We start from the raw sequence: 12,707 nt of genomic DNA, 5'->3' as shown, positions 1-12,707 counted from the left end.
TCGCTTTCTTTTACTTGTTTGTGGCTATCAATTCCTCCGCCATAAGCTCTAAGTCCCCGGTCGCGTTACCGGCCGTATCTTCGGAAAGCCCATACCACAGAAGGCCGTTCATTTCCCACTGAATGCCACGGTAAGTCGTAGAACTTACTTCCGTTACCAGACTGTCCGTACCTGTTCCCAGCCTTCCCTCATCTATCATTTGCTTTTCTTCCTCTGTCAGTTCATAGTCCAGCGGAACCATCATATGAATATACTCGGTCATATAGACCTTAATCCCGTCCATCGTCTTTTCTTCCACAGTATTTGCCGGCTTTTCACTACCCTTTCCATTATCCTCAACACTTATCGTAATTTGCTGATTTTCATTCCGGTATTCCAGCATCAAGGTTTTGTACTGCTCTCCAGTAGGCTGCCCTTCACTGTCATAAGCCTGGTTGGTCGACACGTTGATTCCGTTATAAGTGTAACCATTGGAAAAAGTCTCTACCGGATGAATTTTAAATCCCTCTTTCTTTGCAAACTTCGCACAGTCACTAAACACCTTGGAATCAGGCTCCGCATTTCCCCATCCAGTCGTAGATGATACTTTTACCCCCGCATAGCTCGTAATAGATGCAAATAAAAGTACTGCTACCGCTACGAGCACCAATTTTTTCTTTTTAAACATTTTTATTCTCTCCTTCCTTTCATTTGCAGAAATAAGCCGTTCATCGATTCTTTGCTTGATACTTTCCGGAGTTTTGAGCTTATTCGCTTCTTCTCGGTACATATTTTTTATTGCTTCTTCAATTTTGTATTTATCCGTTTTTACAGCCATACTCATTTCAACTCCTTTATCCGTATTTTCCGCTCCAGCAACTTCCTCGCTTTGTGCAGCCTTGATTTTATGGTTCCTTCCGTGCAGCCTACTATCCCGGCAATCTGCTTGACGGAAAACTCGTTGAAGTAATATAGAACCAGCACGGTTCGGTATTTTTCCTCCAGCTGCGAGATCGATGCCCTGATAATTCTATTTTCTTCCTTCTCAAGCAGCACTTTCGAAGGGTCCATTATACCGCCATCCCCACAGTCTATGGAATCTTCCCATAGTTCTTCCCGGGGGAATTCACGTTTCTTCCTTTTTGAAAGCTGAATTGCATTCCTTGTCAAAATGCGGTAAAACCAAGCCGGAAAAGCCGCCGTTTCCCTCAGTTGCCCAATTTCCAGACAGACCGTCACAAAAGTATCCTGCACCACATCTTGGGCATCCGCCGTATTTCCTGTTATAAATACCGCCATGCGGTACGCCTGGTCTTTGTAACGCTCGTATAAACAGTCGAATGCGCCCGGCTCTTTTCTTTTGACTCTTTCTACTATTTCACTTTCGTGCTGCTCCATGTCACGTTCCTCTTTGTTTGCTTTCTTTAGGTATACCTACTATAAAGAGTGTATTTCCTTCCTCTCGGTTCATTATTTTTTATTTTAAGAGAACAAAAGTGTGCTTTGCACACTCCTATTACAGAAATAAACAGCATGCGAAGCCTCGCATGCTGTCCATAAAAGTATCTGTTATATTTTTTCCAACCTCTCAAGCCATATCCGCGCACAGGCATCGGAAGGCATGCGCAGATCGCCTCTCGGCGAAACAGCAACGCTTCCCACCTTCGGACCGTCCGGCAGGCAGGACCGTTTGAACTGCTGTGCAAAAAACCTTCTATAAAAAGTTTTCAGCCACTTTAAAATTGTCTCATCGTCATACTGTCCGGTAAAAGACAGCTTTGCAATGCGGTATATTTTCTCCGGCTCAAATCCACACCGCAACATATAGTACAGGAAAAAATCATGGAGCTCATAAGGTCCGACCAAATCCTCCGTCTTCTGGGAAATAACTCCGTCCATAGGAGGCAGAAGTTCGGGACTTACCGGAGTATCCAATACATCCAAAAGTATTTTTTTCAGATTCTCATCATTACAGATATCCGCGTAATATTGCACCAAATGCCTGACAAGCGTCTTAGGCACACCCGCATTTACTCCGTACATGGACATGTGGTCCCCGTTATATGTGGCCCATCCAAGCGCCAGCTCCGACATGTCTCCAGTGCCGATGACAAGAGCGTTCTCCTTGTTGGCGATATCCATAAGAACCTGCGTCCTCTCCCTCGCCTGGCCATTCTCGTAGGTCACATCGTGATTATCCATGTCCTGTCCGATATCCCTGAAATGCAGAGTCACAGCCTCCTTGATATTCACCTCTTCCAAAGTTGCCATAAGGGCTTTTGCCAGTTTGCACGCATTATCATAGGTTCTGTCCGTAGTTCCGAAGCATGGCATCGTTACTGCCAAAATGTTTTTTCTATCAAGCGCCAGCATATCGAAGGTACGTACTGTGACTAAGAGCGCGAGAGTGGAATCCAATCCACCGGAGACCCCTACCACCGCTTTCTTACATCCCGTATGCTCATAACGCTTTTTCAGTCCGTAAGACTGGATGGATAGAATCTCCTCACACCTCGTATCCCTCTGTGCCTTATCGCTTGGAACGAAGGGCGCACTGCCAAAGGAGCGGGTAAGAACAGTTTCCTCCTTCTCAAGCTTCGCCGGAACTATCGTATATTTTCTGCTGGTCTCAGGCCTATAGGTACTCATTCTTCGCCTCTCGTGGGCGATCCTGTGTATATCTATGTCAGCGTAAATAATACCGTTTTCAAAGCGCTTCGACTCTGCCAGAAGAGTTCCGTTTTCCGCAATCAGGTTGTGCCCGCCGAATACCAAATCCTGTGTGGATTCCCCTTCCCCCGCGCTGGCATAGACATACCCTGCAATCATTCTTGCACTGGCGGACTTCACCAGCATCGTCCGGTATTCCCCTTTACCTACCGTCTCATTGGAGGCGGACAGATTCACGATGACTGTAGCACCTGCCATAGCGTGCTCAGCCGCAGGAACTTCCGGAACCCACAAATCCTCACAAATTTCACATCCTATCAGAAGGCCTTCGATAGCTCCTCCATCGAATAAGATATCGGTACCGAAAGGAACTGTTTTTTCTTCTTCTTCGCTTCGCAGAATATAGGGAACAGCCTCTTTATTTCCTGACATAAAATGCCTTCCCTCGTAGAATTCCGCATAAGTTGGAATATTCGCCTTCGGCATCAGGCCTATAACATTTCCCCGATGCAAAGCCGCAGCTACGTTATACAGCTTATTTTCCCTCATTAAGGGAAGTCCCACGAAAACGAGAGCGTCCTTATCCACAGTATGAGCTGCAATCGCCAGAAGCTGATTCTTCGCTTCCCCTAACAGAAGCTCCTGCAAAAATAAGTCTCCGCAAGTATAGCCCGTAATACAAAGTTCCGGGAATACAATGATTTTCGCTCCATTTTTCACTGCCTCGTCTATCCCCATACAAATTTGTCCGGCATTGTAAACAGGATCGGCCACTTTGATCTGCGGCGTAGCTGCTGCCGCCTTAATAAAACCGTGCTTCATAGCGCACCTCTCTTTTCTTTTACATCTCAGTCTGATAGAAATTAATCCAGCATTTTCTCCAGCTCGTCCACCGAGAACGAATATCTCTTATTGCAGAAATGGCAATTCACTTCTACTTCTTTTCCCTCTTCAATCATTTCCTGAATATCTTTTTTTCCAATGCTCACAATCGCCCGGTGCACTCTCTCCTTGGAGCAGTTGCAGGCATATCTGACCCCCATGGTATCTGTTACCTGAACATCCAAGTTACCTAACAGCATTTGAAGCATCTGTTCCGGCGTGTTTCCGGCATCCAGGGCTGCAGTAACCGAGCTGAACTTCGATAGATTATCCTCCAGCGTGCGAATCACTTCCTCAGTGGCGAAGGGCATCAGCTGCAGGATAAAACCTCCTGCCTGTTTTACCGTGTTATCCCTTTCCATCAAGACTCCCAATCCCACGGAAGAAGGTACCTGTTCGGAGGTAACGAAGTAATAGGTCAAATCGTCCGCAATCTCGCCCGTTTGCAATGCTGTCTGACCGATGTAAGGCTCTTTTAATCCCATATCCTTAATCACGCTCAGATAACCATTTCCCACCGCTCCGCCTACGTCCAGCTTTCCTGCTGCATTGGCAGGCAAGATGACCTGAGGTTCATTGGCATAGCCTTTCACGTTCCCCTCTCCGTCGGCAGTCACCGTCATTCCTTGCAAGGGGCCGTCTCCCTTCACCTGAATCGTCAGCAGATCCTCCTCACCCTTTAACATGCTTCCCATCATCACGCTTCCCGTCAGAAGCCGTCCGAGAGCCGCTGTTACTACCGGACTCGTATTATGTATTTGTCTCATTTCCTCCACTAGTTCTCTCGTAGTTGCCGCAAACGCGCGTATCTGTGCATCCGCCGCCATCGCCCTTACCATATAATCACTCATTGACGTATTCCTTTCCACATTCTCTGGCTATCACATAAATGCGCTCGCTCTCTTCCCATACCTCACCATGTGTATCCGCATCGATAGCCTTCACGAACTCCATGCCCGCCTTTTCCACCAAAGCGCGTATCGTATCCAGAGTATAGCCCCTTTGATAATGAGTCTCTGAAAAACGGCGAAAAATCTCCCCGTCCTCCTTCGTATCACCATGCTCCGTCGTCCTCACAAAAACCGTAAGATCATATTCGTTGATTCCGCTGTCGCTGTCATAGTAATTTTCCCAAATAAAGCTGCAATCCTCTCTATTCTCAGCAATCGTCGCATCGCCGATAACTATCTCATACTTATATACCGTGTTGAAGTCAAAAATAAAAACACCGCCCGGATAAAGGTAATTGTTCACCAGGCGAAGGGTCTGCTCTATCTCATTCTCCTCGAGCAGATAGTTCATGGAATCGCATACGCATATGATTGCGCCGGTCGTTCCATATAATTCGAACTCCCGCATATCCTGCAGAAGATATAGAATATCCTTTCCTGATTTTTCCCTTTTCGCAAGGGCGATATTCAGCATTTCCTGCGAATTATCAATTCCTATCATATCATATCCTGCTTCTGCAAGAAGCTCCGTCAGCGTGCCGGTTCCGCAGCCAAGGTCCACTACGATACTACGTTCCGCCGCATCCGCTTGCGCCGTCTTCGGTGCAGCGACTCCGTACGCTCCAAGCAATTCCAAAAGATACGCCGCCCATTCCTCATAAGGAGTGTCGTCCATTAAGGTATCGTATACGCCGGCAAAATCAGTATATGTCTCCATGCTCAACCACGCCTTTCAGATTCTCTATTAAAACATCCATTTCCTCCGGCGTACCTATGCTTATGCGCAGATAATTGCCGATTCGCGGCTTATCCCAGTAACGGACAAAAATATTCTTCTCTTTGAGTGCGGTAAAAATCTCTTTTGCCGGTATTTTCTCATGTGCCGCAAAGATAAAATTGCCCTTGGAATCGGGGAAGGAAAAGCCCATCTCTTTCAATCTCAGCTTCGTATTTTCCCGTGTATTTATAATCTTTTCCGAGGTCTCCTTAAAATATTCTTTATCCTTCACTGCCTCCGCACCGAGCAGGATGGAAGGTGTATTCATCGTATAAGAATTGAAGGAAAATTTTGCATCCTGAAGATAACTGATAAGTTTCGGATTACCCATGGCAAAGCCAATGCGCATTCCCGCCATAGCCCGCGACTTCGAGAAGGTCTGTACGATCAAAAGATTATCATATTTATCGATCAGTCTAAGGCAGCTTTCCCCGCCGAAATCTATATATGCTTCATCAATGATAACCACGCTCTCTCTGTTAGCCGCAATAATTTCCTCCATTATTCCCACCTCCTCGAAAACCCCCGTAGGAGCATTAGGATTCGGAATAATAATTCCCCCATTCGGCTTAAAATAATCCTCCTTCCGAATAAAGAACCGGTCATCTAACGGCTGAAGCTCATAAGGTATCCGGTAAAGTTCCGCCCACACATCGTAGAAGGAGTAAGTAATATCAGGAAATAAAATCGGTTTGTCCGAATGAAAGAAGGTCAAAAAGGCCATGGAAAGAACATCGTCGCTTCCCACCCCGATAAAAAGCTGTTCCGGCAAAACACCGTAATAGGTACAAAGCTCCTTTGCCAGCTCTCCGATCGAAGTATCCGGATACAAACGTAAGCTGTCCGCATCCATCTGCCGCAGCTTTTCCCTAACGCCCGGAGCAGGGGGATACGGACATTCGTTAGTATTTAATTTAATGACATTCGCCTCTTTGGGTTGCTCTCCCGGTATGTAGGGCTCCACCCGTCTAACATTCTCTTCCCATTTCATATGATATCAACCTCGTTTTTATTTTTGTATTATATGCTCTCAGACGGTTATCCGCAAGTGCCGTCCGTCCATTCTTCCGCCATGCGGGTATACTCCGCCGCCTGCGCCTCCATTCCTATACGCTTATAGCATTCCGCCATTCCATGGAGAGGCTTTTCTCCTCTGCAACGGATATCCAATAGGCTTTCCGATTCGAAGGCAGCGTTGTAAAACCATACCACCGCCTCATGGTAATCTTCCTCTGACATATAGAAATATCCCAGCTCCAGGCAGATTTCCGCACACCCGTCGCAGGCTACCACCTTCATTGCATATTTATGGAACTTCAACTCATCACCCTTAAGCCGCGCCGCTCGCGCCGCCACACAGGCTGCCTCCTTTATCTCCTCCGCAGACCGCTGCGTATCCTCGCAGGAGGCCTCAAAGAAAGGCCCTGCCAGAATCACGTCCTCCTCACTTCCGGCGATAAAAAGTTCCCTTGCGTAAAGATTATGAAGCCGCGAAGATAAAGGCCCGTCCTCACACACTCTGCGAAAAGCCTCCAAGTCTCTCGATGCATGACTTTCTTCCTGCTCGTGGATAATCTCTATCTCGCTGTCGAAGACAAGCGGCTGCGTCCGCACAGTCTCATGAATCGGATCAATCCATGTAAAGCTTCTCACTCTTTTAAACAGCTTAGGCCTATATTCCTTATCATAATTATAGACCGAACCGTGCTTAAGCTGGTTGGTGTAATACATCTGAACGATTTCAATTTCCGTCAGCAGCTCCTGCTTCAAAATACGGAATCTTTCCCTATTCGTCTCATCTAACAGTTCGTCCGCATCTGCGGAGTATATATATTCCTTGGACGCCTTGGAAAATGCGTAATTCCTGGCCGCGGAAAAATCGTGAATCCATGTAAAATCATATATCTTATCCGTATACCTGGCCGCTATCTCCTTCGTCCTGTCATTGGAACCGGTATCCACAATAATGATTTCATCCATTAAATCAGCGACACATGACAGACACTTGTCCAAAATCTTCTCTTCGTTTTTCACTATCATACAAAGACTTATCGTTATCATCCGTTCCTCCTCTTTTTCTCCATAATGTAATTTACGCCCGGAAAAAGCACATGACCATTTATGAGTATTCTTTACTCATTTTTCACACATCCACTTTTCCAGGCGTAAGCCTCATTATTTATTTTACAATGAGTGTCCTTTACTCATTATAGCACCTTTGATAGAAATTCCTTCAATCTGGGGCTCTTCGGATTATTAAAAAATTCCTGGGGTGTGTTTTCTTCCATTATAACTCCTTCATCCATAAAAAGCACCTTCGTTCCTACTTCTCGGGCAAAGCCCATCTCATGGGTCACGACCACCATCGTCATGCCGCTGTCTGCCAATCCCTTCATAACATCTAAAACCTCGCCGACCATCTCAGGGTCAAGCGCGGAAGTCGGCTCGTCAAAAAGCATTACTCTCGGATTCATGGCGAGGGAACGCACGATTGCCACTCTCTGCTTCTGTCCGCCCGAAAGCTGACTCGGATAGGCATCTGCCTTTTCCGTTAACCCCACTCTCTCCAAGAGCTTCAGCGCATTTTCTGAGGCTTCCTCCTTGCTCATCAGCCCCAGCTTAGCGGGAGCGAGCGTAATGTTATTCATAATCGTCAGATTATTGAATAGATTAAAATTCTGGAATACCATCCCTAAATGTTGCCTGACTTTATCTATATCGGTCTTCGAATCGGTAATATTAACTCCATCCACCCATATTTCTCCGCTGGTAGGAGTCTCCAGCAAATTCATGCAGCGCAGGAAGGTACTTTTTCCGGAGCCGGACGGCCCGATGACTACTACTTTTTCCCCTTGGTGCACGTGATAATTTACTCCTCTTAACACATGATTATCTTCAAATTTCTTATGCAGATCCTTAACGGTTATCACTCTTACGCAGCCTCCTCTCAAATTTAGCGAGCAGAATTGTCAGTATTTTAATTACGATGAAGTAAATCACCGCCGCACCTATCAGAGGCATGAACGCTTCGTAGGTTCTGGAAGCAATCTGATTCGCAACTCTAGTCAAATCGGTCAGGCTTACATAACCGACGATTGCCGTCTCCTTTAGCAACACGATAAATTCATTTCCAATCGGCGGAAGCACATTTTTCACCGCCTGCGGAATGATGATATATATCATCGTCTGCACTTTCGACAAGCCGAGGGAACGCCCCGCCTCCATCTGGCCATTATCTACAGCAAGGATTCCCGCGCGCACGATTTCTGCCACGTAAGCGCCGCTGTTAATGCCGAAGGACAAGATTGCAACTAATACGCCGTTTTTACTATTTGCCATTATGATAAACCACATAATCATCAATTGGAGCACCGAGGGTGTTCCCCTGATGACATCTATATAAACATTGGCAAGCACTACCAATATCGATTTCTTCCCATTTCTTCTAACCGACAGCTTCATAAAAGCTAGAAGCGTACCGATGACCATACCCAATATCGCTGCAAAAAAAGCGATTTCCAACGTAACTCCCAATCCATTCAAATATAATTTCCACCGGTCTCCGGTGATAAATGCGGCTTCAAACATTACTGAAACCTTCTGGAACCATTCATGCATATCTTCTCTTTATCCTTTCCTATCGGATATTTTTCCCCAGTAACCCGTAACCCACTTTATATTTTAATGAGGATAGCGGAATATCCGCTATCCTCCAAATCACATAACATCTGCCATCCTGTCCGGTACATTAATTCTCTTCTATGTACTGACTTACTAAGGCATCAAATGTACCGTCGTCAATCAATTCCTGCAATGCAGTATTGACTTGCTCTACTAAAACGGTATCTCCCTTCGGCATAGCGATCGCATAATCCTCCGGTTCAAAGTTAAACTGCGCTCCGTCCACTGCCGTTACCTTACCTTCGAATTTGGATTCGAATACCATGGCGGGATTCTTGTCAATAATAACGCAGTCAAGTCTTCCGTTGACTAAATCGTTAACAGCGTCCACTGCCTTGTTATACTGGGAAACCGTAGCGTCCTCAATTTCCTCCGCAATAAAATCGCCGGTAGTTCCAAGCTGTACTCCAATAGCTTTGCCCTTTAAATCGTCTGCAGTTGCAATTGCTGAGCCTTCCGGCAAAATCACATACTGAACAGCCGTATAATAAGAATTGGAGAAATCCACACTGGCTTTTCTCTCGTCTGTTACCGTCATACCTGCGATAGATGCATCTATCTTGCTTCCGATAGAAGAAACAAGGGATGCGAATTCCATATTGTCCACCTGAACCTCAACGCCCAGCTTCTCGCCGATTGCCTTGATCAACGCGATATCGAAGCCATCCGGTTCTCCGGCGTCATTCACATATTCGAAGGGCGGGAACTCTGCGTTCGTGCCTACATTTAGTACTCCATCCGCTAAAGCCTCTGATACTGCTGCTGTATCCTCTGCAGAAGTCTCCTCCTGCGTCGTTTCTTCTGTCTCTGCCTGCTCGGTCTGTGCCGTTTCCTCAGTAACTTCTTCCTTTACTGTGCTTCCGCATGCGGTCAGAAGGGACATACAAAGTACTGCTGCCATCATTGCTGCTAACCATTTTTTCATAATATAAACTCACCTTTCCTGTAAACCGCAGACTCCTCACTGCGACTACAATTTCACTTTAACTATACGTCAGCATAGCATGTTCATCCCTTAAAATCAATAATTAATATACGTATTTCATGATTTTTTTGCATCTTTATACATAGGTTGGCAGCCTGAGAGGCATTTCCTCATCTATCCATACAGAAATCTTCTGTCCACCTGCCGTAACGAGCAGCTCTTTGCCTTTATTCCTGCCGGTAAACAGGCGTCCCGGTCTGAGGCTGTACTGCCCGGTATTAGACTGCTCCAATATCATGCGGGGTATGGTTACCTCAAAACCGTCTTCTTTCTTTTTCACGATACAGCTCCCTGCATAACGAAGCTTCTCCTCCCCGTCGCTGTGATATATCCTGATCGTTCCCAAAAGAAGGTACATCAGCCATAGGATTCCTGCGGTGCCTATTACGCTTCCCACCGTGAAAGCCGCTGCCTTTATAACTGGTGTGCTGGTATTTTTATCCTTTATTGTCTGTATTTCTATTTCCTCTGCCATGGGAGCAGCCGCAAGGGACTCTTGGTTTTTTGTTTCCTCCTCCTTTTGAAGCTTTGGAAGCTTCTTCGTCAGAGGCTTTGCAAGATTTTTATCTTGAGGCGGTGTTTCTTTTTTTATCGCGGTTCCAGTGGACCCGGCCCTGTTCTTCTTGGGGATTTCAATCGGTCTTGACCCGGTTTGCGGCTTTTCTTTTTCTCTATTCTCTACGTTGATTGCCTTATCTTCTCTGTCCCCACCACTGTTGTTTTTGCTGCTTCCTCCACCATTATTTCCTTCATTTTTATTATCCCCGTTGTTTCCTTCCTTTTCGTTCCTCTCCGTTTCTTCCTTTGGTTCCTCCGGCGTTTCTTCCTTCGGTTCCTCCGGCAAGATTTCCTCTGCCTTATTCTTTTGGATTATAAGTGTCTTTTCAGCGATATTCCCGCAGGCATCCCGAACTGCTACTGTAAGTATCTTCTCTTCCCCCAGTTCTTTCTCATCCGCTTCACCTATTTCCTTCTCGCCCTTTACGTCCCACGTGATTCCTCTGTCATAAGAATATGCTTTATCCGCCAGGCCGCTGCCTTCACTTCCATCCGGTTGCAAATCCTTAGCACTTATTCTCACCATATTATCTTCACTGTCATAATAGGCACTTTCTATGATAGGAGCTGTAGTATCTACTTTTTCTACATATATGGACAGACTAAGCTCTGAAGGATCGATGTCCTCATTGCGGACTTGCAACTTTACCGTATAGCTGCCATTCTCGCTTGCCGCTATGGAATCACCCTCTCCCTCCTTCACTCCGTCCTTCTCCCATAAGAATCGAGGCTCCTCCCACTGGAGAAGGCCTCCTTTTTCCAGCTCTATGCAGGACGCCTTCAATTCCTTAGGCTTTGCAGTCCAGCCGCTGTTTCCGTTTGTAATGGTTAGGAGGGCATAGACCATTTCTTCTTCTCTCCCGCAGTTTCTCACATAATGCTCTATTGTGTCCTTTGTCTTTTTACAGCCAAGGGCATAGGCATCTATGCTCTTCTCATCTTTTCCACAACTTCTTTTGTAGGAATCTATGCTTTTTTCCGTCTTCCCACAGCTATTCTGATAACTTTCTGCAACCAGTTCCGTCTTGCCGCAGCCTAACGTCCATGCGTCTACCGTCTGTGCCCCCTTGGTGCAGACCAGACGGTACCCTTCTATTGTGCCCTCGTTCTTGGTACACACCACTCTCTGATAACTGTGAGACTTATTGAAGTGCTGGCAGGTCCAGCACATGTAGTGGTTCTCGCTGGTGATTCCCGCTCCGCAGGCAGAATGGCTGTAGTGTCCGCTTATCTGCGCAAACTGCGTATTTCCATGATGACTGCAATAGTCATTCTGCGTCCGAAGAATTTGGAGATTTCCCATATAAATTATGATACAGTTCTCCGTAACATAGCAGGCATCGGTATGCTGATGATACACCGGTTCATAACAGGCGCCTCCGCTTCCTTCGCTGCCGGAATGCACATGATAGACGGGAACTCCGTAGCAGCCTCCTCCCGTAACCGCCGTTCCGCTATGTACATGCCGTACCGGAATCGTATAGCAGGCGCCTCCGGTCTGAGGACTTCCGCTATGAACGTGGCAGACTTCCTCCTTGTAACAGCCTCCTCCCGTTAAAGAGTCCCCCGTATGCACATGGAAGATGGGAACAGTATAACAGCCCCCTTCCGTTTCAGCGCTTCCCGTATGAACATGGTTCACTGCCTCCTTGTAACAGCCGGTTCCCTCTTTCGCATCGCCTTTATGTATGTGATGAATCTCCTTCGTAACACTCTCCTTCTCCTCGGCTCTTACCTTATCCGGAGAAGTGCATAGCAGCACTGCCGCAAAAAAACATGTACCGATTCCTAATCTCATATATCCTTTCATAATCCTTATTCCCTCCTGAGCCTCACCGGCTCATTTCTGCATTAATCAATAGGCGCAAAAAACCTATCTATGGGAGTTACTTTTCCAATAGATAGGTTCACAATGTTTATAATTCATATCGCATACAGTTATATAACAACTATAACATATCGCACATCTCGTCGTCCACTAAAACATACATAAATATTTTATAGGAAAGGGAAGCTATCTGGTTATCTTTCAAAAACGGGAAATCACTTCCCACAAACGAAGGTTGAAGGAAATAATACCAGCCGCTACCACGACATAGGGCATACAGATACATATCGTATCCCGAAGAGAGCCTTTCGAAAACAGCAGCATCTGCGGACGGTATCTGCCACCAGTGCCATACACAACGAGCCCTTACTCTCTAACTTTATTTCCATCTTCCTC

The 12,707-nt window shown here is 46.3% G+C and carries 12 protein-coding genes; all 12 read right to left on the bottom strand.

Going from position 1 to position 12,707, the window contains the following annotated elements; genetic code table 11:
* Positions 1-10 precede the first annotated feature (10 nt).
* The 12 genes from CC90_RS0100305 to CC90_RS24130 all read right to left on the bottom strand — a co-directional run bounded on the left by CC90_RS0100305 (position 11) and on the right by CC90_RS24130 (position 12,668).
* Positions 11-817 (bottom strand): hypothetical protein, encoded by an 807-nt coding sequence (locus CC90_RS0100305; protein WP_031388848.1) that lies wholly within the window; start codon positions 815-817, stop codon positions 11-13.
* Between the two features lie 2 nt (positions 818-819).
* Positions 820-1,377 carry an RNA polymerase sigma factor gene (locus CC90_RS0100300; protein ID WP_031388847.1) on the bottom strand — a complete coding sequence of 186 codons (558 nt, stop codon included), beginning with the start codon at positions 1,375-1,377 and terminating at the stop codon, positions 820-822.
* Positions 1,378-1,548: 171 nt separating this feature from the next.
* Positions 1,549-3,471 carry an NAD(+) synthase gene (locus CC90_RS0100295; RefSeq protein ID WP_031388846.1) on the bottom strand — a complete coding sequence of 641 codons (1,923 nt, stop codon included), beginning with the start codon at positions 3,469-3,471 and terminating at the stop codon, positions 1,549-1,551.
* 41 nt (positions 3,472-3,512) lie between these two features.
* Entirely contained in the window at positions 3,513-4,382 is an 870-nt protein-coding gene (gene hslO, locus CC90_RS0100290; protein WP_031388845.1) for an Hsp33 family molecular chaperone HslO, read from the bottom strand.
* Positions 4,375-5,199 carry a class I SAM-dependent DNA methyltransferase gene (locus CC90_RS0100285; RefSeq protein WP_031388844.1) on the bottom strand — a complete coding sequence of 275 codons (825 nt, stop codon included), beginning with the start codon at positions 5,197-5,199 and terminating at the stop codon, positions 4,375-4,377. The genes hslO and CC90_RS0100285 overlap by 8 nt, the downstream gene beginning before the upstream one ends.
* Positions 5,183-6,250 (bottom strand): pyridoxal phosphate-dependent aminotransferase, encoded by a 1,068-nt coding sequence (locus tag CC90_RS0100280; RefSeq protein WP_031388843.1) that lies wholly within the window; start codon positions 6,248-6,250, stop codon positions 5,183-5,185. Before CC90_RS0100280 ends, CC90_RS0100285 begins: the two co-directional genes overlap by 17 nt.
* Before the next feature lie 47 nt (positions 6,251-6,297).
* Positions 6,298-7,320, bottom strand: a complete 1,023-nt coding sequence (locus CC90_RS0100275; RefSeq protein ID WP_031388842.1) for a glycosyltransferase family 2 protein — start codon at positions 7,318-7,320, stop codon at positions 6,298-6,300.
* Positions 7,321-7,466: 146 nt separating this feature from the next.
* Positions 7,467-8,189, bottom strand: coding sequence for an amino acid ABC transporter ATP-binding protein (locus CC90_RS0100270; RefSeq protein ID WP_031388841.1), 723 nt, complete (start codon positions 8,187-8,189; stop codon positions 7,467-7,469).
* Positions 8,176-8,847 (bottom strand): amino acid ABC transporter permease, encoded by a 672-nt coding sequence (locus tag CC90_RS0100265; protein ID WP_031388840.1) that lies wholly within the window; start codon positions 8,845-8,847, stop codon positions 8,176-8,178. Before CC90_RS0100265 ends, CC90_RS0100270 begins: the two co-directional genes overlap by 14 nt.
* Before the next feature lie 160 nt (positions 8,848-9,007).
* Positions 9,008-9,865, bottom strand: coding sequence for a basic amino acid ABC transporter substrate-binding protein (locus CC90_RS0100260; protein ID WP_031388839.1), 858 nt, complete (start codon positions 9,863-9,865; stop codon positions 9,008-9,010).
* A 136-nt stretch (positions 9,866-10,001) separates the two neighbouring features.
* Positions 10,002-12,293: a hypothetical protein gene (locus CC90_RS0100255; RefSeq protein ID WP_031388838.1), complete on the bottom strand. Its 2,292-nt coding sequence runs from the start codon at positions 12,291-12,293 to the stop codon at positions 10,002-10,004.
* A gap of 219 nt (positions 12,294-12,512) precedes the next feature.
* The gene (locus CC90_RS24130; RefSeq protein WP_157837516.1) at positions 12,513-12,668 is read right to left on the bottom strand and encodes a hypothetical protein; all 156 of its coding nucleotides are present in this window, start codon (positions 12,666-12,668) and stop codon (positions 12,513-12,515) included.
* Between the last annotated feature and the right edge of the window lie 39 nt (positions 12,669-12,707).

The sequence above is a fragment of the Kineothrix alysoides genome (assembly GCF_000732725.1).
GTDB lineage: Bacteria > Bacillota > Clostridia > Lachnospirales > Lachnospiraceae > Kineothrix > Kineothrix alysoides.
This window is presented reverse-complemented; position numbering and strand designations above follow the sequence as displayed.

What these genes read in the sequence shown, in the direction of transcription:
- CC90_RS0100305 (WP_031388848.1), bottom strand. Translation starts at nt 817, where the DNA reads ATGGCTGTAAAAACGGATAAATACAAAATTGAAGAAGCAATAAAAAAT.
- CC90_RS0100300 (WP_031388847.1), bottom strand. Translation starts at nt 1,377, where the DNA reads ATGGAGCAGCACGAAAGTGAAATAGTAGAAAGAGTCAAAAGAAAAGAG.
- CC90_RS0100295 (WP_031388846.1), bottom strand. Translation starts at nt 3,471, where the DNA reads ATGAAGCACGGTTTTATTAAGGCGGCAGCAGCTACGCCGCAGATCAAA.
- hslO (WP_031388845.1), bottom strand. Translation starts at nt 4,382, where the DNA reads ATGAGTGATTATATGGTAAGGGCGATGGCGGCGGATGCACAGATACGC.
- CC90_RS0100285 (WP_031388844.1), bottom strand. Translation starts at nt 5,199, where the DNA reads ATGGAGACATATACTGATTTTGCCGGCGTATACGATACCTTAATGGAC.
- CC90_RS0100280 (WP_031388843.1), bottom strand. Translation starts at nt 6,250, where the DNA reads ATGAAATGGGAAGAGAATGTTAGACGGGTGGAGCCCTACATACCGGGA.
- CC90_RS0100275 (WP_031388842.1), bottom strand. Translation starts at nt 7,320, where the DNA reads ATGATAACGATAAGTCTTTGTATGATAGTGAAAAACGAAGAGAAGATT.
- CC90_RS0100265 (WP_031388840.1), bottom strand. Translation starts at nt 8,847, where the DNA reads ATGTTTGAAGCCGCATTTATCACCGGAGACCGGTGGAAATTATATTTG.
- CC90_RS0100260 (WP_031388839.1), bottom strand. Translation starts at nt 9,865, where the DNA reads ATGAAAAAATGGTTAGCAGCAATGATGGCAGCAGTACTTTGTATGTCC.
- CC90_RS0100255 (WP_031388838.1), bottom strand. Translation starts at nt 12,293, where the DNA reads ATGAAAGGATATATGAGATTAGGAATCGGTACATGTTTTTTTGCGGCA.